Genomic DNA, 24968 nt, shown 5'->3' on the forward strand with positions numbered 1-24968 from the left:
TTGCGAGGAGAATTACAGAGTAATTCGACGCGGCAATCTCAGGAAGCTTATACTACTTCATGAGATTGCTTCGTCGCTACGCTCCTCGCAATGACGATTATATCATCTACCCAACATTAGAAATCTCAAAGATTTTATCATATTTAAATAATTTAGGTAACGTTATTAAACTGAATGCTGTGATAACACATATGGTGATTCCAAGAGGAGCAAAAGTACCATTATATAACCAACCCACTAATTGTAATCCTACAGCAGTTATAATTAATCTAGCCGAGGTAAAAATAGCAGTCATACGGGCTTTACCGTCAGGGATTGCTTCTAGCAGCATTGGCCATAATATATTAATAGGATATATTACGCCAAGCGATAATAAAAGCGTCACAGCTGTTATTATTAATGGATCGTTTATGTTAAATATAGCTAATGTAATACTTCCAAGTAAAAACAATACTACACACATAATGCCAAAGTAAAAGCAGTGTTTAACACCAAATTTTTTAAAGCAATAGCCGCTAGTAAAGCTCATAATTGAAAATAAAGCTGCAATCGATCCTTGATATAACCCAAAATATTCTAAACTAACTCCTAAATCTTGCATATATAAAATAGGGGCAATTCCAATAAATATCCAATATCCTTGTGCAAGAAACATCATGGTAAGTATATAATATATGGCTTTTGGTGATTTGAAAATAGGATAATATTCTTTTAAGGAAATTTGTACTTTACTATTAGCTTGTCCTTTTGGAATAAAAAATATTGCAAGAACTAAGCTAATAAGCCCTAAAATAAATAATAAAACAAAATTAGCACGCCACCCCCAAAATAAATCAACATAGCTACCTATAACAGGAGCGGTTGCCATAGAAAGTGAAATAGTGCCATTTAGAATCCCCATTAATTTTTGTTGTTCCTGTACTGAATAAATATCAGCAAGTACTACATATACTAAAACAGCAACAGCTGATATTCCAGCACCTTGCAAGAATCTGCCAAATAATATGCTTTCATAATTATTGGAAAATACACAAAATAAACTGCCAAGATTAAAAATTAGTAATCCAAGTATGATTATTGGTTTGCGTCCGTATCTGTCCCCTAAATTACCAACTATAAGCGAGGTAATACAATAAGCAGTTAGATTTACCCCAAGTAGTAACTCTGTCATAAAGGGTGAGAGGTTAAACGTGTCTTGTATATCTGGGAAACTTGGAACAAACAAATCTACTTCTGCTCCGGCTAAAATTTCCATGATTATTACAGTAATAAATAGTCTCATAAAATTATATTATTAAATATTAGTTATAAGTTGTAACTTTGTTGTATGAGTCGCTTTTTTCCGTCATTGCGAGGAAATTACAAAGTAATTGACGAAGCAATCCAGTTAAAAAATGCTAACTTATAGCATTTTTTATTATTTTTTCTGGATACCGTGGACAAGCCACGGTATGACACCGAGAGCGTTTTTCGATCTACGCAACAAAGACGCCACGGGGTGAAAGAGAGAAATAATCCACGCAAACAAGCCTTAAGTGGGAATGATATTGAATGCTTTTGTAGAGCCGTACAATGATCACAGAACTCAAGAAATATCAAAATAGATGATATTACTTCTTTTTACAGTAAAATATAAGAATTTTTTATTATTTTTTGTATTTTTGTTTGCGGAAGTTTTTGGAGAAGAAAGTATAAAAATAGGTTTAGAGTAAATATAAAACCACTCTAAACCTACCTAAAATTTAACTTTAATAAATCTAAAAGAATTATCAATTACATAGAAGCAGGCTTTGTTACTAATGCTTGAACTTCAGGTTTTAGCATATTATATTGATCCATTGTTAAACCGGTATTCATCCAGTTTTGTACATCTGATGGTAACTTACCATATTGATCAGCTGTTAAGCTTGCTAACCAACCATTTACAGCAGTAGGATCCATTGCTTTAATAGAATCTATAGTAACAGAAGCCGGATCAGGCATTTGTTGAGTTGTTGTTGAAGAAGCAAATACTGGTGCTGAAAAAGCTAGAATTAATAGAATTTTCAATAAATTTTTCATTTTATAAACCTTTTTTGTTTTGTAAAGTTGATTATAACAAAGCTATAACAGCTTTCAAGCTAAATTACACCAAACCTTTGAAAATTTTTATGTAAGCAAATTTATATTGTAGCAAATATATCATTAATTATAGATGTTGTTGTGTGGATTGGGTAAGGAGTCTGTCATTCCCGCCTATGCAGGAATGACATCTGAGCCTTAATTATATCAAACTAGCCAATGATAAATAATCGTTAGGGGTAAGGTTTTCTGCTCGGCAATTATCGCTTATATCTAGCTTAGCTAAAAGTTCAGATATGTTAGGGGCAAGGTTTTTTAGCGATGATTTAATCATTTTTCGGCGTCCTGCAAAAGCCATTTTAGTTATCAATTCAACTTTACTTATTAAATCACTGTTGGGAATATTTTCTAAAGGAGTCAACTTAACTATTGTTGAATATACTTTAGGGGGCGGGTAGAAAGCTGTAGGTGCTACATCAAAGCATTTTTCTACTGTTGCAATTAAGCTGCATATTACCGATAACCTGCCATATGCTTTAGTTGAGGGTTTAGCACAAATCCGCTCTACTACCTCTTTTTGCAACATCAATGTCATGCTAGTAACAAGGCTTGCTTCTTTTAACCATCTGATTACTAGTTCAGTTCCTATATGATAGGGTAGATTAGAAATGATAGTTATCTTATTATTATTTAAATCGCTTAATTTAAGTTTAAGAGCGTCCTGTTTGATTATATTTAGATTAGGGTGATATTGCTTAATCTTGTTAAGTAAAGGTATGCATCTTTCATCTGTTTCAATAACTGTTAAAAGTTTTGGATTTTTATGTAATATTGACCTAGTAAGTCCGCCTGTACCAGGACCTATTTCTAGAACGTTACTATTTTCTTCAAGTCCACTAGCTCGCACGATCTTATCACATAAGCTACTATCAAAAATAAAATTCTGCCCATGCTTTTTGAGAGGATGGATTTGATGACTCGCTGCATGTTTAGCAATTGATGGAAGCATATTTAAGTTATATAGTTTTATTTATTTTTTCGTCATTGCGAGGAGAAACGTAGTTTCGACGCGGCAATCTCAGGAATTTTATACTACTTCATGAGATTGCCGTGCTCCTTTACAGTCGCTCGCAATGACGATTTTAAGATGACTTAAAATTAGCAATTACCGGTATATGATCGGAGGGTTTTTCCTTAGTTCTTAAATTATAATCCATATAGCAATTTTCCAGGTAGTCAATGCTATTATTGCTACCAAGGATCATATCTATTCTCATACCTTTATTTTGTTCAAAACATCCAGCTCTATAGTCCCACCATGAAAATTCTTGTTTTTTGGGATGTAAGAACCTATAATAATCTTCAAATCCAGAATTTAAAATAGTCCGCATTTTCTTTTGTTCAATTTCTGTAAAGCAGGTAGTATTTGCAAGTGCTGTAGGTGAATATACATCAATATCAAAAGGTGCAATATTAAAATCACCACCTATAATGGTTTTTTCATCAAAAGATTTTTTGCTTGATAGATAATTAAAAAAACTATCATAGAATGCTAGTTTTGCCGTAAATTTATCGCTACCCACCATTGAACCGTTAGGAGCATATAAAGAAATGATATTACAAAATCCGATAGGTAATAATATTCTTGCTTCTATAAATCTTGCTTGATCAGAACAGTGATTATTTGGAAAATCCTTAACTATTTCATCAGCAGGAAATTTTGAAAGAATAGCAACGCCGTTATATGATTTCTGCCCATGAACATAAAAATTATAAGGTAGGTCAGATAACTCCTCGAAAGGGAATTTATCACTCTCGCATTTTAATTCTTGTAGTAATAAAATATCAGGATTTTCGTTTGCTAAAAAATCACGCAATATATTAATTCGCATTTTTATGGAATTAATATTCCAAGTAGCAATTTTCATTAAACCTCTCGTGCAAAACCTAATTTTTCTTTATAAAATAAGTTATGTAATAAGTCTATTTTATTTTTCTGCACCACTTTCTGCTTCGTTAGTTATTACTTCCTTATTGCGGAATCTCCACTCACGGAAACCAAAATGATAAAGTAAAAGATGGGTAATAAATGCACTGACAATTATTATGATCATAGAATATTTTATCGTATCGTAATTTGGATTAGCACCATACATATCTAACAATATACTAAAGACTAAAGCCCATATTAGTGTTATTTCAATACTAAGACCTTTTGGTACTCTTTTTACAGAATTTTCTCCAATAATAAAATCTCTAATTATAATTCCACCGTTAGAAGTAAGGAATGCGAATAATGGACCCCAAAAATTTAAAGGTTCAATTTTCTGAATAATAACCATTGCAACACCGATAATTATAAAAGCCGATTGTCCGAATGCATCACAAACTGCTATCGTATTGTTTAAAGAATTTTCTAAATAACTATCTTCGGTAATTTGTTTATTATAATAACTAAATAGTTTGACAGCGATAAAACCAAGTAGCACCACTGTAAATATATAATAAAAATAAGATGGGGTGAAATATAGATTTAAATGTCCTGTATCGTGATTTATTATTAGATCAAGCATTATACAGCTGCTAACAGATGGCAATATTGCCAATAAAAACGTACCGAATAAGGTACTATTATTTTTTATACCTAGAATAATTCCCGAAAAAGCAAAAGCAATGCTGCCAAGTAATCCTATTATATGACACCAATGTGAGTCGATAGATTTCGGCAGTAAAATATGATAAATGTAAGTTTTAACAATTTTTTTATATTCGTTACTTGCAAGAAAATCATCTATAGCAAAATTAAATTGTTCAACTACATTTAAAGATACGGTTTTTTTACTGAACATCAAATGTAACGGGGTTTTAATATTTAAAGGAACTTCTACTATTTTTCTATCTGTAGGTTTGCTTAAAATATTCACTGAACCGACTATTTTATCACTAATAAAACCATCAATCTCTTTTTTTACCATCCCATTTATTAATTCTACATTATTTTGATATATTTTAATTATATCTTGGTTTTTATCGTCAAATAAAAAATCTGTGAATTTTTGTTCTCCATATATTGTACCTTTTACTATTCCAATCTGAAGATTAAATAAGCGTATTTGTGCCATTAATTCATCACTATTTTGAAAACTTAGTTTTTTAGCTAATTGTTCGATAATAAATAAAGAGAATTCTTCCATGCGATATGGCTTTGAAAAATAAGCATAATTATTTCTCTCATCAGTATAAGTAGCACCTGCAGTCATGTCAGCAGCACCGCTTTGAATATCTAACTGATCTTGATACCAATTATCTTGGTGATACTCGATATTAATACCTATTTTTGCAGCAAGAGCATTAATTAATTCAATATCCATACCAGAAACATTAGCAGTACCGTTTGAAGTAACCATCCAGTATTGGTAAGGCTCATTTATATACCATGCAGTTGTTAAAGTTTTTTTATCAGGTAAGTTCTCGCATTCTAAAGCTGCTTCTTGTTTAGATATTGAATTGCTTAAGGAATAAAAACTTTTTAAAATAATTAGTATAAAAATAAAAAGTTTGAAAATTTTCATTTCTTCACACACCTTAAAATAAAATTAATCACGAACTGCTTTAATATTTCCATCAAAAAATTGTATATTTAAAACTTTTTCAGTAGTAGTTTTAGAAGATACAAAATTACCTGATTCCCCTTTAACTATAGCAAAGCCACGTTTTAGTACATTATGATAGTCTAAGCTTAATAGTAACAGACTATTTAATTCTAATTTATACTCAAAATTTTTCAAAGTATTATTTGCCGATTTTATGATATAAGCGGCTTTATGTGTTAATTCGAGTGTCTTATAAGTAATGATTTTATGAGGATGGATTCTTTCTTTTGAAAATGATTTAAGCTTTGTTTCTTTTAGACTAATTAGGCATGGTAAGGAGTCTAATAGGTTAAATCCCGTTTCATCGAGTAATTGTTGTTTATGATTCATATAATGAGCAAGATACCTATTTATTTTATCATAATTTGTAATAGCTTGTTCATGATTTTTAACTAACTGCTTGGTATTAGTTACTAATACTTTTTCATAAGATTGCAGGGTGCTATTTAAAATAGACCGCACAGGTACAGCAAATTCAGCGGCAGCAGTTGGGGTAGGGGCTCTTTTATCGGTTGCTAAATCTATCAAAGTATAATCTACTTCGTGACCTACAGCTGAGATAATAGGGATTTTGGAGTTGTAAGTAGCACGCACTAGTACTTCATCATTAAACGACCAAAGGTCTTCGATAGAACCACCGCCTCTTGCAACTATTATAACGTCCGGCTTATTTGCTTCTTCTAGCTTGTTAAAACCATCTATGGCTTCAGCAATCTCATTACCAGAATTCTCGCCTTGTACACTAACGGGCCATATTATTACATGAGTTGGAAAACGTTCACGGATTCGATGAATGATATCTTGTATAACAGCACCAGTTATTGAAGTTATAACGCCTATTTTACTAGGTAAAAATGGTATAGGTTTACGTATTTTGTTAAATAATCCCTCTTTTTCTAAACGTGCTTTACGTTCGTTTAGAATTTGTATCATAGCTCCGAGTCCTGCGGGCTGTAAATTCTCGACTGATAGCTGATAACGCGAATTGCCGGCATAACTCGAAAGCTTGCCGCTAATTACTACTTCCATCCCGTCATTTAACGGAAACTTGATTTTAGCAAGAATAGGACGCCAGCAAGTGCAAGCTAAAATTGCAGTGTTTTCTTTTAAGTTAAAATAAGCATGCCCTGAACTAGCTATTTTTAAGCCAGAAATCTCGCCTTTTACTTTAATATAACCAAAATTATTTTCTAATAATTCTTTAATTTTATTAGAAATTTCACTAACGGAAAATTCTTTAGTAGTTTGACTGGAAGTAAAATTATCTAGCATTTGGGTATTTTGTTTTTGGCTTATTCGTCATTGCGAGAAGAAACTGCAAGTTTCGACGAAGCAATCTCGGGAGGTTTATACGAGATTGCAGCAAGGCTTCGCTCCTCGCAATGACGTTTATCATCCCAATAGAATAACCCTCCAATACTCAAAAGAGCAAGCAAAATTTTTATTATTTGCTATATTAATAATAGCTTGCTATTATTTCCTACTATTTAAATATTTGGTTAATAGATAAATGCTACGGGTAATATTTCTATTTATTATCGTAATATCTCCTTTGTTTAGTTTCGCAAATAGCTTGACAAAAAGCAGCGGCGTTAAAATTAATAATTTAATTGCTGATTTTGTAGAATATAATGAAAATAAGGGATTAATATATGCTAAAGGTAATCTAAAAATTCTTACGGATGAGCATTTGCTAACAGCAGATAATTTACTTTATGACGTAAATAATGATATTTTATGGGTAGAGGGTAATGTAAGAGTTAAAGATAAAGACAATAGAATTACATTAGGTGATAAGGCAATCTTAAAAAATGAATTTAAACAAGGTGTAGTGTCTAAATTTATTATGCTTTTTAATAATAATAGCCTTTTAGTTGCTAAGCTCGCTGAAAGAATAGATGAAAATAATATACGGCTTCATTATGCTAAGTTTACTCCCTGCGAAGTTACTTGTAGTGGAAATCCCCTCTGGCAAATTTCTGCTAAAAATACTGATATTCATTCTGCAGAGCATAAAATAGTTTATAAAAATGTATTTTTCGAGGTATATGGTATACCAGTTTTTTACTTGCCATATTTTTTCCATCCAACTCCGTCAGCTCCTGCTTCCTCAGGGCTACTAGTGCCAGATGTGAAGAATGGAAGATTTGGAGTGCCTATATATTTACGGGCAAAGCCTAATATGGATTTTACATTAACTCCAAGAGTTTTTAATAAAGACCCAATTTTTGAGCTAGAAGGGCGTTATAGACCAAATAATACCGATAATATAAGTTTTGATGGTAGTTATGGTAGACTACCTTACCTTTTGGAAAAAAACGGAGATAAAATAAAGGATAAAAAAATCTCTTCCTATCATTATATTGTAAATGGTAATTTTTATAGTAGTGATAAAGTTTATAATTATGGTTTTAAAGCAGAGCGTACGTCTGATAAAGCTTATTTAAAAAATTATTATAATAACTATGCTTCATACCTAACTTCTAGGGTATTTTTAAATAAGATTCACAAGGCGGATTATTTTCAGATAGAAGCTTTAACTTCGCAAGGGTTAGGTAGTAATGATAGCAGATCTAACTATCCACTAGTATTACCAAAAATCACTACAAAAAATGTAATAAGTCTAAATGATGACGAAAGTAGGCATATCGTTATCGAAAATAACACTTTAATGTATAAAGAAAGGATAGGAAAGCAGCTTACTAGAACTTCTCTACAATTATCTTATATTCATAATCTTATGACTTCTTCGGGACAAATTTTTGAGTTTGTTGCTCGGGATAGAGGAGATTTTTATATAACAAAACAGGCTTATTTTGAGAGAACAAGAGCAGCTAAATCGCTTCAACGTAATATACCGGAATTTCAAACTTTATGGCGTTACCCATTCGCAGGTGCTATAACAAAAACAATAAATGTACTTATTGAGCCGATAGTTTCTTTTACTATAGGGCGTAAATTATCCAGTAAAGATATGAAGTTTGTTATAATTGACCCTATGAAATATGAGCTATCAGGAAAAAATCTTTTCTTATCCAATCGTTATAGCGGTATTGATTGCCATGATTTCGGTAATAGATTAAATTATGGTTTAAACGCTAGTTTTGCTAAAGAACAAAATTATTTAAGATTATTTTTAGGTCAGTCTCTTAATACTAGATATAGTGTATATCAGAAAGCAAGTGATACTGAAAATATTGGTAAAATTTCAGGAAATATTTATGATAATTTAGAATTATTTTATGATTTTCGAAAAAATAGATATTTTAAGCCTATACGTGATGAGGTAGGAGCTAATTTATATTATGGTAGAATAAGTTTAACCGGGAGTCTTATTCAGCTTACAAATCTTAAAAAGTATTATAGAGCAGAAGATATGCAGCTTTCAAGTAATCGAGCAAGACAATTTTACGGAAATGTCAATTACCAATTGACAGATAATTGGTCTGTTGGAATTGGTGGACGTATTGATCTTTCAAAAGGCTCAGCAGATTTATTGACTAGAACTATTAGAGTGACATACGCTAAAGATTGTGTTAGAATCGCAGCTAAGATTTATTCTGATTATTTATCCGATGAAAGTAGAGGAATTAAAAAAACTAAATCCTCGCTTACTATTTCTGTTGGTTTAAGAGTCCTGAATATGTAGTATACTCGTTTTATTTGAAAAATTGGCTACGTTGTCTTTTGCTGATAATCCTCACGTACTATATGTACGCTGCGGTTATCAGCTTCAAGACGCCTTGCTCTTTTCCAAATAAAACTTCGTCTACTAAATTGTATTAATATTACATAATATTACAGAGTTAAATATGAAAAAATTATTACTAATAATTACTGTTTTTTTTACATGTAGTGCGGTTGCTGAAACATCAAACATAGTGGCACTTGTAAATAATGAACCGATTACTCTTAATGAGTTTCGTGCCAGAAAAAAAATGATCATGGCATTAAACAATGTTGAGGAGGTAACACCTGCTCAGGATAAGCAGTTAAGTGATATAGCTATAAAAAGCTTGATTGATGAATCTTTACTTTTCCAATATTATGGTGATAAAGAAATTTCACAAGAAGAAATAGATAACGCTATCAAATCTATTGAAGATCGTAACAAAATGCCTCATGGTTCTCTTCTTCAATATTTAAAAAGTAGATCGGTTAATCCTGATAGCTTTATTTCCCAAATTAAGTCTGAACTAATCAAGATGAATGTTTTATCAGGTTTATCAAGGTCAGTACAAGTAAGTAATAAAGAAATAGATGTAGCAATTTTATCTAGCGACCAAAAAGAAGTAGAAGTGTCAATGCAGATTTTTACCTCTAAAGATAAGAGTGATAAAACTTTTGCACAGATGAATAATTTAAAAAGTAAGTTAAAGAACTGTTCAGATGTTAAGAAATCTCTTTATGAGAATTTCGCAACAATGACAGTAATTACTGATAAGCTTAGTAAAATAGAAGAAGCCAAGCAAACTATAGTAAAAGATTTGAGTCCTAATCAAGCAAGTAATGTTTTTGAAAAATATAATGAGTTTGAGATAGTACAGGTATGTACTAAAAAAATCTTAAACATTAGCGAAGATGAAAATAATTATGTGGTAAATTTTCTAACAAATAAAAAGATTTCTCAAAAAGCTCAGAAGTTTTTCGAAGATATGCATAAGAAGGCATATATAAAAATAACTCTTCCTTTGTAGGATTTGTGCGGTGTTATCCCGTGGACAAGCCATGGGATGACACCGAAGACGTTTTTCGATCCATACAAAAATGACATCAATAACCTCACATCAAAAGATAAAAATATGTCTCCAAAATTCATGAAGTTTTATGAAAAATACATGACTGTAGTAGGTACAGTTGGTAATTTCATGTTTTACGTACAAGCTCATAAAATTTTTACCTGTAAATCGGCAGCATCTGTATCACTTCCTGCTTTTACTATAAGTGCTGTTGCTTTAAGTAGCTGGTTATTATACGGTATTTTAATAAAAAATACTCCTATCATAATTGCAAATATAGTGGGCTTTATCGGTGCATTACTTGTTTTGGTAGCTATAATATTACATTAAATATAATGACTAAAAAGATTATTGCCTTAGTAGGGCGTCCAAATGTTGGTAAATCAACGTTGTTTAATCGCTTAAGTACACGTAAAAAAGCTATTGTTCATGATCTACCCGGTGTTACTAGAGATAGGAAATATACGGATGGTAGAATAGGCTCGTTTGAGTTTTCGCTTATTGATACGCCAGGGCTTGAAGAAAATCCTGATAGCTTTGGTAAAAGACTAATGGAGCAGACTACTAAAGCGATAAATGAAGCAGATTTAATTTGCTTTATGGTGGATAGTAGAAGCGGAATATTGCCTGATGATAAATTACTTAGCGATTTTGTTAGAAAATATAATAAGCCGGCGGTCTTAGTAATTAATAAATGTGAAAAGGCTTTTGATTTTGATAAGGAATATTACAAGCTTGGATTTGATAGTATGGTTGCTATCTCTGCCGAACATGGCACAGGAATGATTGATTTATATGATGAAATTATTGCCAAATTACCCGAAGAAAATTCAGAAGAAGCAGAAATAAATGACCCAATTAAAGGGGATTGTCTGCAAATAGTAGTAAGCGGTAGACCTAATGCCGGAAAATCTACTTTTATAAATGCTTTGATTAACGATGAAAGATTGCTAACTGGACCGGAAGCAGGGATTACTCGTGAATCAATTGAAATTGATTGGCAGTATAAAGGTAATCATATCAAATTGATTGATACGGCAGGGCTTCGTAAAAAAGCCGCTATTACAGAATCTTTAGAAAAACTATCAGCATCAGATGCCATTAATAGCATTAAATTTGCTAATACTGTGATTTTAATGATTGATGCTTTATCGCCTTTGAAACAGCAGGATTTAAACATTGCAAGCCATGTAGCAAATGAAAGGCGAAGTATTGTTATAGTAGTTAATAAATGGGATTTAGTTAAAGAATCCGAGAAAGAAGCGTTTAAAGAAGAGTTTTATTATCAGATTAATACTCATCTGCCTCAGATTAAAGGCGTTCCTGCCTTATTTATCTCAGCAAAAAATAAACAAAATATAGCCGATGTATTAGATAGCTGTATTAAGATTTACAAAACTTGGAATAAAAAAATAACTACCAGCAAATTAAATGAATGGCTTAATTTTACTACCGAAGCACATCCATTGCCTTTGCAAAAAGGTGGTAAGCGAGTGCGTGTAAAATATATGACGCAAACAAAAACTAGACCGCCTACATTCAAATTATTTTCCAACAACCCGGAAAAAATAACCGATAGCTATACAAGATATTTAGTAAATAATATGCGTGAAGCTTTCGACATGCCAGGCGTTCCTATTAGGTTTATCTACATAAAAACCAAAAATCCGTATACGTAGATAGAACTTGAAAAATTGGCTATGTCGTCTTTGTAAGTTTTTGGATGCTCACGTATTAAGTAACTGCTGCCGCTCCTCAGCTTACAGACCGATTACTCTTTTCCAAGTTGACCTTCGTATACTAACTTTTTATTTAATGAAGTGTATATTAAATTTGTTTTCAAAACAATAAACCATTCCATAAGTCTGATAAAAATTCTCTATTATTTTTTCTTTAGAAATATTTAATTTTAATACTAATTTAGCATGCCACTACAAATTAGTATTACTATTTTGTAGTATAGCACCAAATAGTATCCTAATATTTTACTTGCTCCCTTTTTGGGATCTTAATATTATAAGATACAATCGACTTTGCTGCATGGCTCGAGAAAATCTCACAATGTCATTCCTAGCTAAAAGCAGGAATCCAGAAAAAGTACAAATGAGCAAGTTTTTGAGGTTAAAAGCTCAATTTTATCTCGCTTTATGCTGGATTCCTGCTTTCGCAGGAATGACATCATAAGAACGTCTTCACCGAGCCATCCAGAAAACTAGGAAAACTGTCCGATACTATTGATTTGTAGGAACTCATGCAGAATATAGCTTCAATCGATAAGGTTTATACATGAAATTTTGCGAGTCTCGATTGTGCTCACGTATTTTTATACGCTCCGCAATCTCGCTCGGTATTGTTGCGTAGATCGAAAAACGCCCTAAGGTAGTCATACCGTGGCTTGGGAACTAGATCCAGAAAATAATAAAAAATACTAATTTTATTAGTATTTTTAACTGGATCCCGTGAATAAATCACGGGATGACAGGAAGGAGAATGATCTACGCAACAATACCATCTCGCTCGTAAATTTAATGTCTAAACCTTATTGCTTTTTGCTATATGATAAAATTAATGCTAGAGAGGTTTAAGTGGAATTACATATCATAAAAACAGAAGAAGAATATAATGAGGTTTTGAGAGAAATTGACAAGCTATTATATGCACCTGTAAACTCAGCAGAAACGGAAAAGTTAGAAATATTATCTTTATTAGTAGAAGATTATGAGAATAAGCATTATAAAATAGAAATTCCTGATCCTATCGAAGCTATAAACTTTAGATTAGAGCAATTAGGACTTTCTCGTAAAGATTTAGAAAAAAGCATAGGTTCTAGAAGTAGAGTATCAGAAATTCTTAACAAAAAAAGAACATTAACTCTACCTATGATTAGAAAGTTACATAAAGAATTACATATACCGGCTGATATTTTAATTCAAGAATGTGAAAAAAAACGAGCTTAAGTAAGTTGTAAATTGGGAAAATTATAACATATAAATTATTATCAACCTTGCAATTTCATAATAAGATTTTGAATTTACAAGGATAATTTTAACAAAATAATAACAAAATTAATTTTTTATGCTCCTCTACTAGTTTGCTTACCAACATTGTTTTGTCTTTCTTCTAATACCTTATTTGTGTGAGGTCCTACCGGTTTTTTACTAAGTGTACTTGTTCCTAAATTAACTATACTTTTTGCGACTAATCCTAGAACTTTTGGGTCTGCTAATAATTTAAACGCCGGTACTATAACCCCACCATATTCATGTTTATTTATCTTATCGGCAATTTTAATTAATTCAGGTGCATGTTTACCGGCTAGTTCTACTAACTTTTTACCTTCTAATTTTAGTTTTTGTCCTATTGGTTTTGTATCTAAAAATTCCTGTACAATAGGTCCTAAAGTTTTTGCATGTGTTGTTAATAAGTCAGGTATATCTTTCTCAATTATCTTATTTATTTCAGGGTTATTATTTTTTATTTCTATTAAAGTACGAAGTAATACTTTTTCTTCTTTTGGAAGTGACTTAATTAATGCAGCTTTTTGCATTATATCGGCAACTTTATCACTATCGGCAAGGGCGAAATTAGCAAGTTTAGTAATTGATGGCATAGCATCCTGTAAGAAAGGCATTGACGCTTCTGCTGCTTTATGTATAAATTCTGGATCTTTTCCTGAGGATTTTATTCTTTCTGTCACTGTAGAATGTTTTAAAACAGCTAATATATTTTCTTGATTATCCTTCAAATATTTTGGCAATTCTTTTTCTAAAACAGGAGATAAATTATCTATAATAATCTTAGCATTTTTAACCAATTCTACTACTTCAGGCTTTTTTGCTGCTAATAAATCTTTTTTGCTTGTAGTATCTAATCCTGCCATATTTAGGTTGGTATTAGACCAACGCTGATTTGCTTTAAATTGATTCAAAGCATCTATAGCGGCAGGGGCACTTTCGATGAATTTATCACTAGAATTTGCAAGTAATGCTACTGTATTTATAATTAATTCAGGCTTAGCAAATTTTTGTGCTTTATTATTTATTATATTTTCTGCAAACTGAGCTATTTCTTTCTGACTCTCAGGCTTTTTTAGAAAATTTACTAGATCTTTCTTAAGAACAGGGCTTAATTGATCTGAAGTAATAATCTCACGTATATTTTGTAATATATTAGCTTGGGATGATTCATTTTTTTGTTTAATATTCTTATATATTCCTTGCACTTTTGGATTTAGATCATTTTCTAATGCTTTAGATATTATATCTACTCCAAGTGTAGATAATTCTCTAATAAATTTAGGGCTGATGCCATCCAATACATTTATTTTTTCTGTTTCGGAAGTTTGAAAATTCTTAGTTATTTTACCAAATCGCTTATTTAAAATAGGCGTAAGAACATATGGAATAACAGTAGATTCTAAAATAGCTTCCTTAGAACTATTTGATATACTTGTTGAATGTAAAATATCAGCACATTTTTTTATAAGCGGTTCAGCATCTTGTATCATTTTGCTACCAGCTTCAATAGAGCCGGCACTATCAGCAGCGTTCTTGGCAGCTTTTAAGTTATTAAATTCTGTCACAAGATCAGGTAAAACTTGAGCCGCTTCCCAAGTAAATTGTAAAGCACTAGCACCATCACTAACAGCCTGGGTAACTGTTTGTATTATACCCAAATTACCCTTATTAAGATCTAAATATTTCTTATTTAATTCATCATATTTTTTATTACCGGTTTCGATCCCAAGAGCTGCCCAGCCTGTTTCTAGATAAGTAAGATTTTGATATTCTTCATCAAGCTGCTGCTTTATTTTATCGAGGGATTCCTGATCTTGGTTCTTAGACATTCCACAACCTTTGCATAATTTAGTTAATATTAGTTTACTATAATTATTTAAAGGTTTATAAAAATTTATATTTTAATTTTTATTAATCTTTAGGAGTATGGTTATATTACAATAGTTTAAATATTTCTAATTCAAGTAAGTTGTAAATCAGATAATTTTTCTATTCCGATTATGGTTATGTTTTCGGTTTTTTTATATGTGCTGTTGCCACTCGTTACTATATATAGATGTTCTAATTTTAGATCAGTAAGAGCAATATGCATAGATTTAGTAATTTCAGGAGTGTCAGAGTTTTTTACTTCAAAACCATATTTTTTACCATTCTTAATAATTAATAAATCTAATTCAGCTCCTGTTTGTGTTTGCCAAAAAAAACATTCTGCATCTATTTTAAATTTACGTATTAGTTCCTCTATTACAAATCCTTCAAAGGATAGACCTCGCTTAGGGTGAACATACCAATCATTTTCGTTAACTCCTAGTAACGCATGTAATATCCCACTATCTCGTATGTAAACTTTTGGTGCTTTAACTTGACGTTTTGAAATATTTTCATGCCAAGGTTTTAACAGTCTAATCATGAAAGTTTGTTCTAATATTTCAGTGTAACGTCTGATAGTCATATCAGTTAAGCCAAGCGATCTTCCAAGTTCGCTATAATTTAGTAACTGTCCGTGATTATGGGCAAGCATCATCCATAATTGCCTCATTAGATGCGGATTAAGGGATATTCCAAGAGCCGGTAAATCACGCTCGATAAAGCTAGTAATGTAGCTGTTACGCCATCTAAGGCTTAAATCATGATTTTTTGCTAAATATGATTTTGGAAATCCGCCTCTTAGCCATAATTCTTTAAAGTCAGTTATTTCTGTTAAACTGAACGGCGTAAGTTCTGTATATTCAATGCGACCTGCTAATGATTCTGAGGATTGTCTAAGTAATTCACCTGATGCACTGCCTAAAATTAAGAATTTTTTATTTGAATAATCAGCAAGAACACGTAAATAAGGGAAAAGTTCCGGCTGCCTTTGAATTTCATCGATAACTATTAATCCATCTAGTGGGTCTAGAGTTGCTTTAGGATTTTTAAGCTGATCTAAATGGGATGGATCTTCTAAATCAAAAAAATAATTTTTATCATTAAGTTGCTTGATATAGCTATGTGCTAAGGTAGTTTTCCCGCACTGTCTTGGTCCAAGAATGGCACATATAGGGAATATATCAAAAGAATCTTTGATGTATTCTAAGTAATAATTTCTTTCTATCATCCTTGCAATTTCATAATATGAATTTGAATTTACAATATAACTTTAACAAAATAATTACAAGATTTTTAGTCTAATTCATCTACTTTATCATATAATTTTTCTAAATGATGCTTTACTAGACGTAATATTTTTGCTTCAGGGCTAAGGTTTTTGATAGCCCATTTTTTAATCCAAGGTTCAGCAAGTTGCCACATATTAACGTTTTCGTCCAATTGTCTACCTATCCCTTCGACCATTATTAAAGTTTTTTGTAATAATAATAGATCCGGCTGCACTTCCATACCAAAATCCTCGGTGATTTTAAATAAATGAGCAAGCAACTTACCAACTGAAATATTTTTAGTAGGTGCACCCACAACCGGTTCGGTAACAGCTCTGCAACTTTGGGTAAATAAATCTAAATCGGTATTAATAGGGACGTAACCAGCTTTTAAATGTACTTTGGCAACTAATTTATAATCACGATTTAAAAAACCAAATAAGCTTTCGGCAACCGCTAAACGATCTTTTTCTTTAAGTCTACCCATAATACCGAAATCAAGCAGAATGAGCTTACCTAGTTTATCTACTAAAATATTTCCTGGGTGTAAATCAGCGTGGAAAAAGCCGTCTCTATAAGCTTGGTTAAAGAACATTACGGCAAAGTTTTGGGCTATTTTTGCAGGCTCTAGCCCCATTTCTTTTAATAGCGGAGTATCATATATAGAAGTGCCTTCTAACCACTGCGTAGTTAGTATATTTTCTGATGTTAGATCCCAATATATTTTAGGGATTATTACGTTATGATCTTTACGCATATTATCAGCAAGCTCTGAAGCAGCAGCAGCCTCGAGGCGTAAATCAAGCTCAAATTTCATAGTTTCATGAAATTTATCAACTACTTTAAGAGGTTTTAGCCTTTTTGCTTTAGAAAATTTTGAGGCAATTTTTGCAAGGAAATATAATAGCCTGATATCCCTATTATATTTTTTATGAATATTAGGACGCAATATTTTCACCGCTACATATTCACCTGTTGTAAGCTGTGCCTTATGTACCTGCGAGATCGATGCAGCAGCTATAGGCGTGTCATTGAAGTGTAAGAACGGGAGGGGGGCGTCATTGCGAGCAGTCGAAGACTGCGTGGCAATCTTTTTCTTGCTTGCTGAGATTGCTTCATCGACATAAATGTCTCCTCGCAATGACGTTACCATCCTCCTAGCCACCTTACTGTCAAATGGTGGTAATTTATCCTGTAACAATCTTAAGTAATCTGCTATTTGTGTTCCTACTAAATCGGGTCTAGTGGAAAGCATTTGCCCAAATTTTATATAAATCGGTCCAAGGCTGCTTAAAGTTTCTATTAAGCGTTTGCCGTAATCTTCTTTTGATTTTCTAAATAACGATAATGGAGCAAAAAATAATGCTAATATATAGCCAATAAATCTAATATCTTTAGGTATTTTAACATTAGAAGTATTAGTCAAAATTTGTTTTTTGCTAATGATATGAAAAATACGTAATAAATTAAAAAAATTACAAATCATAACTTATATGCACTATGAATGGCAACAATGCCGCCGCTTAGGTTTTTATAGTTAATTTCTTCAAAGCCTGCCTCTTTAATCATTATTCTAAACTCGTCTTGCGATGGAAATAAGTCTATACTTTCAACTAAATAGTCATAGGCTTCTTTATTGCCGGTAATTATTTGACCAATTTTAGGGATAACATTAAACGAATAGAATTTGTAGAAATCTTGTAATAAACTTTCTTTTACCTTGGAAAATTCAAGACAGACAAACTTACCCATAGGTTTTAAAACTCTATAAGCTTCTTTTAGAGCTTTATTAATATCAGGAACGTTTCGAATCCCAAATGCAATGGTATAATAGTCAAAGCTATTATCAGGAAATGGTAATTCTTCGGCAGTTGCTACAGTAAATTTAAGATTCTGAAATAAGTTTATATCAATTGATTTTTTCTTAGCCTGCCTTAGCATTTCTTTATTAATATCGCTTAAAGTTAAAGAGATGTTACTACCCCTATCTTTCGCTTTTTTAGCAAGCTTCAAAGCAATATCGCCGCTACCGCTAGCAACATCTAATATATTAGAGTTAAGATTTGGGACTTGTCTAATAAACTCATCTTTCCATAAGCGATGCATTCCAAAGCTCATAAGATCATTCATTAAGTCGTATTTATCAGCAACGTTAGAAAAAACGCTATTTACGAGCGATTGTTTTTCGTTTGCTTTTATTTTCTTAAATCCAAAATTTGTTTGGTTCATTTGGTTTATATGTTATATGGATCGGCTCTGTCATCCCGTGGACAAGCCACGGGATCCAAAAAAACAATAAAAAATACTGACGTATTTTTAACTGGATCCCGTGGACAAGCCACGGGATGACATTAACAGTTCGCATAATAGTTTCCATTATGTATATTCAATTAAATATAGTATAAACATAAAATTATTAAAATAATAGTAAAAATGCCGGAACTTCCTGAAGTAGAAACTTTAAAAAATTCCCTAGAAAGTAAATTAATAGGGCTTGTTATAAAGAAAGTGGAGTTTAAAAGAGATAATCTACGTTATAAATTATCTGCTGATTTAGCTGACCAAATCGTAAATACGAATATAATAAATGTTAGGCGTCGTGCCAAATATTTAATAATCGACTTTGATAATAATCATTCTTTAATAGTTCACTTAGGTATGAGCGGTAGGTTTACACTGCAATCTACAGGCTACGAAGCCAAAAAACATGACCATGTAGTTTTTAACTTAAGTAATAATGAAAAGCTGATTTTTAACGATACTCGAAGATTTGGGATGATTTACAGCTTTCGTACCGAGCTTTTGGAGAAAGATTTTTTTGCTAATCTAGCGTTAGAACCTCTATCTGATTTATTTGAGCTTCAATATTTAAAAAGTAAGCTAATGAATAAAAAAGTACCGATAAAAAATTTACTCATGGATAATAGAATTGTCGTTGGAGTCGGCAATATTTATGCTTCTGAAAGTCTTCATTTAGCTAAAATTCATCCTGATAAATTCGGAAAAGATTTAAACGATGATGAGATAAAGAATTTAATTGCAGCAGTTAAGAATGTTCTATCTAAAGCTATAATTGCTGGCGGCACTACTCTTAAAGATTTTGTTAATGGTGATAATAAACCAGGCTATTTTACACAGCAACTTATGGTTTATGCAAGAGACGGGCAAGAGTGCCTAAGCTGCTCTAATAACATTATTAAGACAAAACACTCAGGAAGAAGTACTTTTTATTGTAAAATCTGTCAAAAAGCTTGACTTATTTTTTAAAGCCATCTATAAAGCCTGTCATTATTTATTCAATCAATAGTTGAAATCATATGAAAGTAAAGCCGGTTATTATGGCAGGTGGTAGTGGTAAGAGGTTATGGCCTCTATCTGCCAGTAATAAACCAAAGCAATTTAAAAAAATATTAGGTGATTTAACTTTATTACAGCAAACTTTAATCAGAAATAAATTTTTAGGGAAACCTACAATAATTACCTCTAACCAATATGAAGAAATTACTAAACAGCAAGCAGCAGATATAGAAATAGAATTTGAATTCATCACCGAACCGGAGCAGAAAAATACAGCAATTTGTGCAATTATTACGGCTCTGTCAGCTAAGGCACAAGGGTTCGATAGGTTAGTATTACTACCGGCGGACCATCATATAGAAGATGAAGAAAATTACTTCAATACTATAAATAAAGCTTTATGTTTTGTTGAGCAATATGGAATTTGTATTATCGGTATTCCAATAAATAGCGTAAATACCGAGTATGGCTATATAAAATCGGGAATTTCGATTGCAGAAAATATTTACCAAGTTGACAATTTTATTGAAAAACCTGAATTTAAGGAAGCAGAAAGATATTGTAGTAGTAATGAATATTTTTGGAATTCAGGAATTTTTATATATGATATTAGTTTTTTCTTAAGTTTAGCGATGGGTATACAACCTCAATTATTTAAAATTGCAGCTGCGGCATATGATAGTGCTATAAAAACTAAAAATAATATAGTAATAAACTCGCCTATATATAACGAAGCCGAATCTATTTCGATAGATCACGCTATAATGGAATATATTTCTCAAATGGTTATGGTCAAAGCGGATTTTATTTGGAATGATCTTGGCAGCTGGTCTTCTTTATTGGAATTAAAGCAACAAAACATACAGGATAATTACTGTGAGGGGAATGTAATAATTAGTAATACCACTAATTCTTTCATTAGTTCTAATAGCAAAGTAACGACAGTGATAGGGCTTGACAATGTGATGGTTATCAATACTATACAGGGTCTTTTAGTTGCCAATAAATCAAGAATGACAGAAATAAAAGAATTAGTAATGAAAATGGGAGAAATTTGAAGTGAGTAGATGTAGTAATTTGGAAGTATTTAATAATTTAATACATAAATCGTATAAGTTAAAGCCTCACAACAATATACAGCAAGCTAAAATCTTATTTAAAGCTCTTCTTAATGCCACTTTAGATTCATCCATGATAGATTATAAAAGTTTTGCAAATAACTTTATAGTAAATATTTTATCCCTTGAAGGAGAAGTTAATAAAATATTAGAAAGTTTTAAAGCTGATATTATGAATAAAAATACTGAAGCTTGTTATGTTCTTGCTAAGGTTTATGAGATAGGCTTTTTTAATCAGCCAAAAGATGAATATAATTCTATGTTATTAACATTGATAGGTTATAAATTAGGAAATAGAGATTGTAGAAAAATTATTGAATCTGAGCCATCAAAATATACAATATTAGAATATACAGCTAATAATTTTATTGAGAATTATTTAGGAAAAAATTTGCTTATTTGTCTTGATGATGCAATATCGTCAGCTCATTTACCTTCTTTATATAATTCAGCTATTAGCGATGGTTATGATAATAGTTATGGGAACGGATATAATTTTAGCTCACATGATTATATTCATTCTTCTGATCTACTGGGAAATTAAGCTTGAGAAGTGTAAAATAATCAATTTACTAATAAAATATTTATAATTTAATAGTTTAATTATTGACTTGTTTATATATTCCCTATATATCCCTAATAAATGAAAGGTATAAAAAATTAAAATCTTCTTTTAAAAGTAGCATGTAATGCTGTTTTTAAAAGAAAAAAAGTATGTACCTTAATTTGTTTAAAATAATGATGTTTAAGCTCCGTCATTAACATAAGTCTATTTATACGTTAAGTAACAGCGGAGTTAATTTAAATCACAGAATTGATTTCTATGTTACTAAAAAAACTAAATCATATTGTGAGTTATAACATGGAAAATACAACAGAAGAACAAATATTATTATCTGAATCTGAAATTGATGAAGAAGAGAAACGACTAAGAGCAGAAGATTCACGCAAACAACTCAAAGCAATATTAATAACTCTTGCAATTATTCTAACTAGTTTTTTAACTTTTACTTATTTCTTTTTTAATTATATTGAAGAAAAAGCAGAAGAATATAAAAAACAACAAGAGCAAGAAGCACCGCAAGTTGAAGCTCAAAAGATAAAAGAGACAAAATAAGGCTTAATGTCATTCCAGCAGAAGCGGGAAGGCATTGCCCGTGTGGATACCAAATTGTCATTGCGAGTGAGTAAAGCGAGTGCGGCAATCCAGAAAAAATAATAAAAAATACTAATTTTATTAGTATTTTTAACTGGATCCCGTGGTCAAGCCACGGGATGACATCGAGGGTGCTTTTCGATCCACCCAACAATCCCTTTGTAGGAATGACATAGAATAAAAACTGTCGGGTACTATTGAATGACATATATGGCATTTTTCGAGCCATGCAATAAAGCCGTAATTTTCTTGCAATGACGGAAAAATGATCCACACAACAAAACTAATTACTTTCCATTAATTAATTTTTTTAAGTAATTGATTTTATAAGACCAGAAGTAATTTTCATTACTTTTTAAGGCTTTTATATCTAGAACGAAATCATTTTCATCATAGATAAAAATTTTAATTAGCTTGAGATATGATAAAGTACCAAGGATAATAGAGCGGAATAAACCCAGGAAAGATTTTAGCAATTGTTTATCAATTATAAGTATAATTTTATTGCATGGCAATTTGAATAAACTACGAATTAGAGTATAATAAGCATAAGATTTATAAGGTTTCTTAGCTAAAATAAATTCTATCATTAAATCCCTATCTATCCCATCTGGATAGATTTCCCGCAATAATTCTTCGCTTTTAATAATAAAATCTAAATATGGCTCGATAAGGGCTATTCTTTTTTCTACAATATTGTTCATAACGGTTTAATCTCCTTTAAATTAATTTAATTTTGATCACCAAGAAGCAAAGCTTGTTTGGTGACCGGGGAGTTCGAAAACCGTCGACAAGAACAGCTGAGTAGCTTTTAGGCTTAAAGTATTAACTTTAAGCCCTGAACATGGCTACAACCTCCCCGACCCTGATATGATCGAGGAAAATCATTTAAAGGCTGATTTAAACCTCTTGCCGTTAGGGTTTCGACACCCAAGAACAGCCTTTAGCTGCTCCAAAATGATTCTAGGCAAAACTTTAAATAAGTCAATCTGATTTTATAGGCTTTTAAGTGCAATGTATAGTAAACTGATTTGAACGCATGTAGCAGGTCGCTCGTTGTCTCGCCTATTATTATAGGATCTACCATCATGCCTGTCACAAAATTCAATGGAATTGACTATAGTTTTATCTGTCATTGTGAGGAAATTATGAAATAATTGACTAAGCAAGGAAGTATAAAAAATACTAAATCATAGTATTTTTTATTATTTTTTCTAGATTGCCACGCCCTTTTAGCTATGCATATCCTGGCAATGACAAATTCTTTTTTAATAATTATCCGGTACTAATAAGAAAGTATTTTAGTTATTTTTTCTTTTTAGTTTTTGGTTTGTTTTTTTAGATTTTTTAAAATATGGATCAGGATCAAACCAACTAATGTCAGTTATACTTTGTTTTTTGTAAAATGTATCAAATTTATTTAGATAACTCTCAAAATCTTTATTCTCTTCAGCTAGTCTATTAGCTATGTTCCAATCAACCTCGGACTTTTCTTTAGCCGGAATTAATATATTACTATTTTTAGGATCTTTTTTGTCTAATAAAATGAAGCCTATATCATGCCTTGCACATAGCATTTCTAATTCATGTCGAGTATCATTTTGTTTACTTTCAATTAAATCAGCAGCAACCAAATACCTAAAGTGAGCCCAAGAGGAATTTGACAAAGCTTGAAAAAAAGACTCTCGTAAATTACTGCGTGTAATTTCTGTTTTTACTTCGAAAGACCAAAGTTTTGCTTGTTTTCCTACAGAATGTTTAGCACATTCTTTAATTATTAATCACTAGAATTTACGTAATTTATAAATTTAGAAAATAATGTTTTGAAGTTATTAGTAGTAGCATTTGCTACTTCTTTGGAGGGGATATTTTTGAGTTCGGCGACTTTCTCAGCAACATATCTAACGAAAGCCGGTTCGTTTTGTTTGCCACGCATAGGGGTAGGGGCTAGATAAGGTGCATCGGTTTCAATCAGTAACCTATCAAGTGGCACATATTTAACTATTTCCTGCAAATCAGTTGCATTTTTAAAAGTTATAATACCTGACATTGAAATATATAAACCGATATCTAGCATTTTTTCCGCTAGCTTTTTTGAAGAAGTAAAGCAATGTATCAACCCAGGAAATTTATTATTACGCATTTCCGAGGTTAAAATATCTATAGTATCATGGTCTGCTTCTCTTGTGTGAACAATAAGCGGTAACTTTGTCGTAGCCGCAGCTTCTATATGATGTAATAAGAAATTTTTTTGTAGTTTTTTATCATAAGGCTCGTGATAATAATCAAGCCCAGTTTCACCTATTCCAATGATTTTGGGGTGATTAGTAAGTTCTATAATTGTTGTAGCGTCATTGCGAGGAAAGGCGAAGCCTTGACGTGGCAATCTCATTAAAATTTCCTGAGATTGCCAAAGCACTTGCAGTGCTTCGCAATGTCGTTCTTTATTTACCTCGCACGGATGTACACCGACAGATGCAAAAATATTTTTATATTTTTCCGCTATTTCTAAAATAACCGGAAAGTCATCAAGTTTAGTGCAAATAGTTTGCATATATTGCACGTTATTTTCTATAGCTTGTTTGATTATGTTGTCTATTTCTACATCTTTTAGTAAGTTAAGATGGCAATGTGAATCTATTAGCATATGTGTTTCTAATAAGTGAAAGGGGGTAGAGACCGTCATTGCGAGGAAAAACTATAAGTTTTGACGAAGCAATCCAGTAAAAAATGTTAACTTATAGCATTTTTTATTATTTTTTCTAGATTGCCACGCTCCTTGCAGTCGCG

23 protein-coding genes and 1 pseudogene are annotated in these 24968 nt (G+C 31.6%); 10 read left to right on the forward strand and 14 right to left on the reverse strand.

What is annotated here, in order from left to right; genetic code table 11:
* Positions 1 to 106: 106 nt before the first annotated feature.
* The 7 genes from AAHF54_RS00975 to AAHF54_RS01005 all read right to left on the reverse strand — a co-directional run bounded on the left by AAHF54_RS00975 (position 107) and on the right by AAHF54_RS01005 (position 7150).
* Positions 107 to 1282 (reverse strand): multidrug effflux MFS transporter, encoded by a 1176-nt coding sequence (locus tag AAHF54_RS00975; RefSeq protein WP_341788763.1) that lies wholly within the window; start codon positions 1280 to 1282, stop codon positions 107 to 109.
* 491 nt (positions 1283 to 1773) lie between these two features.
* Positions 1774 to 2061 carry a DUF2673 domain-containing protein gene (locus AAHF54_RS00980; RefSeq protein WP_341788764.1) on the reverse strand — a complete coding sequence of 96 codons (288 nt, stop codon included), beginning with the start codon at positions 2059 to 2061 and terminating at the stop codon, positions 1774 to 1776.
* A gap of 202 nt (positions 2062 to 2263) precedes the next feature.
* Positions 2264 to 3070, reverse strand: a complete 807-nt coding sequence (rsmA, locus tag AAHF54_RS00985) for a 16S rRNA (adenine(1518)-N(6)/adenine(1519)-N(6))-dimethyltransferase RsmA (RefSeq protein ID WP_342170068.1) — start codon at positions 3068 to 3070, stop codon at positions 2264 to 2266.
* Positions 3071 to 3203: 133 nt separating this feature from the next.
* Entirely contained in the window at positions 3204 to 3989 is a 786-nt protein-coding gene (xth, locus tag AAHF54_RS00990; protein ID WP_341788766.1) for an exodeoxyribonuclease III, read from the reverse strand.
* A gap of 60 nt (positions 3990 to 4049) precedes the next feature.
* On the reverse strand, positions 4050 to 5633 hold the full coding sequence (locus AAHF54_RS00995; RefSeq protein WP_341788767.1) for a transporter substrate-binding domain-containing protein: 1584 nt from the start codon (positions 5631 to 5633) through the stop codon (positions 4050 to 4052).
* Positions 5634 to 5657: 24 nt separating this feature from the next.
* On the reverse strand, positions 5658 to 6986 hold the full coding sequence (xseA, locus tag AAHF54_RS01000) for an exodeoxyribonuclease VII large subunit (RefSeq protein WP_342170069.1): 1329 nt from the start codon (positions 6984 to 6986) through the stop codon (positions 5658 to 5660).
* 20 nt (positions 6987 to 7006) lie between these two features.
* Positions 7007 to 7150, reverse strand: coding sequence for a hypothetical protein (locus AAHF54_RS01005; RefSeq protein ID WP_342170070.1), 144 nt, complete (start codon positions 7148 to 7150; stop codon positions 7007 to 7009).
* 74 nt (positions 7151 to 7224) lie between these two features.
* On the opposite strand from AAHF54_RS01005, the gene AAHF54_RS01010 reads away from it, so the two are divergent.
* From AAHF54_RS01010 to AAHF54_RS01035, 5 genes are all read left to right on the forward strand, one after another.
* Positions 7225 to 9363: an LPS-assembly protein LptD gene (locus AAHF54_RS01010; RefSeq protein ID WP_341788770.1), complete on the forward strand. Its 2139-nt coding sequence runs from the start codon at positions 7225 to 7227 to the stop codon at positions 9361 to 9363.
* A 163-nt stretch (positions 9364 to 9526) separates the two neighbouring features.
* Positions 9527 to 10411 carry a SurA N-terminal domain-containing protein gene (locus tag AAHF54_RS01015; protein ID WP_341788771.1) on the forward strand — a complete coding sequence of 295 codons (885 nt, stop codon included), beginning with the start codon at positions 9527 to 9529 and terminating at the stop codon, positions 10409 to 10411.
* Positions 10412 to 10516: 105 nt separating this feature from the next.
* Positions 10517 to 10783, forward strand: a complete 267-nt coding sequence (locus AAHF54_RS01020) for a SemiSWEET family sugar transporter (protein ID WP_341788772.1) — start codon at positions 10517 to 10519, stop codon at positions 10781 to 10783.
* Positions 10784 to 10788: 5 nt separating this feature from the next.
* On the forward strand, positions 10789 to 12132 hold the full coding sequence (gene der / locus AAHF54_RS01025) for a ribosome biogenesis GTPase Der (RefSeq protein WP_341788773.1): 1344 nt from the start codon (positions 10789 to 10791) through the stop codon (positions 12130 to 12132).
* A gap of 906 nt (positions 12133 to 13038) precedes the next feature.
* Positions 13039 to 13410 (forward strand): type II toxin-antitoxin system HigA family antitoxin, encoded by a 372-nt coding sequence (locus AAHF54_RS01035; RefSeq protein ID WP_341788774.1) that lies wholly within the window; start codon positions 13039 to 13041, stop codon positions 13408 to 13410.
* Positions 13411 to 13526: 116 nt separating this feature from the next.
* Here the strand turns inward: AAHF54_RS01035 and AAHF54_RS01040 are convergent, their stop codons facing one another.
* From AAHF54_RS01040 to ubiE, 4 genes are all read right to left on the reverse strand, one after another.
* Positions 13527 to 15299 carry a hypothetical protein gene (locus AAHF54_RS01040; protein WP_341788775.1) on the reverse strand — a complete coding sequence of 591 codons (1773 nt, stop codon included), beginning with the start codon at positions 15297 to 15299 and terminating at the stop codon, positions 13527 to 13529.
* A 131-nt stretch (positions 15300 to 15430) separates the two neighbouring features.
* Positions 15431 to 16567 carry an ATP-binding protein gene (locus tag AAHF54_RS01045; RefSeq protein ID WP_342170071.1) on the reverse strand — a complete coding sequence of 379 codons (1137 nt, stop codon included), beginning with the start codon at positions 16565 to 16567 and terminating at the stop codon, positions 15431 to 15433.
* Between the two features lie 65 nt (positions 16568 to 16632).
* On the reverse strand, positions 16633 to 18093 hold the full coding sequence (gene ubiB / locus AAHF54_RS01050; protein WP_342170072.1) for a 2-polyprenylphenol 6-hydroxylase: 1461 nt from the start codon (positions 18091 to 18093) through the stop codon (positions 16633 to 16635).
* Positions 18090 to 18836, reverse strand: coding sequence for a bifunctional demethylmenaquinone methyltransferase/2-methoxy-6-polyprenyl-1,4-benzoquinol methylase UbiE (gene ubiE, locus AAHF54_RS01055; protein WP_342170073.1), 747 nt, complete (start codon positions 18834 to 18836; stop codon positions 18090 to 18092). The genes ubiB and ubiE overlap by 4 nt, the downstream gene beginning before the upstream one ends.
* A gap of 204 nt (positions 18837 to 19040) precedes the next feature.
* Here ubiE and mutM point away from each other — a divergent pair, with 204 nt between their 5' ends.
* The 5 genes and pseudogenes from mutM (at position 19041) to AAHF54_RS01075 (ending at position 22139) form a co-directional block, all read left to right on the forward strand.
* Entirely contained in the window at positions 19041 to 19862 is an 822-nt protein-coding gene (mutM, locus tag AAHF54_RS01060; RefSeq protein ID WP_341788779.1) for a bifunctional DNA-formamidopyrimidine glycosylase/DNA-(apurinic or apyrimidinic site) lyase, read from the forward strand.
* Between the two features lie 68 nt (positions 19863 to 19930).
* Positions 19931 to 20701: pseudogene (locus AAHF54_RS01065) on the forward strand (mannose-1-phosphate guanylyltransferase); the annotation flags it as partial.
* Entirely contained in the window at positions 20693 to 20962 is a 270-nt protein-coding gene (locus AAHF54_RS07435; protein ID WP_410525923.1) for a hypothetical protein, read from the forward strand. The pseudogene AAHF54_RS01065 and the gene AAHF54_RS07435, both read left to right, overlap by 9 nt.
* A gap of 1 nt (position 20963) precedes the next feature.
* Positions 20964 to 21566 carry a hypothetical protein gene (locus AAHF54_RS01070; protein WP_341788780.1) on the forward strand — a complete coding sequence of 201 codons (603 nt, stop codon included), beginning with the start codon at positions 20964 to 20966 and terminating at the stop codon, positions 21564 to 21566.
* A gap of 318 nt (positions 21567 to 21884) precedes the next feature.
* The gene (locus AAHF54_RS01075) at positions 21885 to 22139 is read left to right on the forward strand and encodes a hypothetical protein (RefSeq protein WP_341788781.1); all 255 of its coding nucleotides are present in this window, start codon (positions 21885 to 21887) and stop codon (positions 22137 to 22139) included.
* Positions 22140 to 22465: 326 nt separating this feature from the next.
* Here the strand turns inward: AAHF54_RS01075 and AAHF54_RS01080 are convergent, their stop codons facing one another.
* The 3 genes from AAHF54_RS01080 to AAHF54_RS01090 form a co-directional block, all read right to left on the reverse strand.
* Entirely contained in the window at positions 22466 to 22882 is a 417-nt protein-coding gene (locus AAHF54_RS01080) for a hypothetical protein (RefSeq protein WP_341788782.1), read from the reverse strand.
* A 597-nt stretch (positions 22883 to 23479) separates the two neighbouring features.
* Complete coding sequence (locus AAHF54_RS01085) at positions 23480 to 23845, reverse strand: hypothetical protein (RefSeq protein ID WP_342170074.1); 366 nt, start codon at positions 23843 to 23845, stop codon at positions 23480 to 23482.
* A 110-nt stretch (positions 23846 to 23955) separates the two neighbouring features.
* Positions 23956 to 24825 carry a TatD family hydrolase gene (locus AAHF54_RS01090; RefSeq protein WP_341788784.1) on the reverse strand — a complete coding sequence of 290 codons (870 nt, stop codon included), beginning with the start codon at positions 24823 to 24825 and terminating at the stop codon, positions 23956 to 23958.
* Positions 24826 to 24968: the final 143 nt, after the last annotated feature.

Origin of the sequence: Rickettsia endosymbiont of Seladonia tumulorum, from assembly GCF_964030815.1 — a bacterium.
Taxonomy (GTDB): Bacteria; Pseudomonadota; Alphaproteobacteria; order Rickettsiales; family Rickettsiaceae; genus Rickettsia.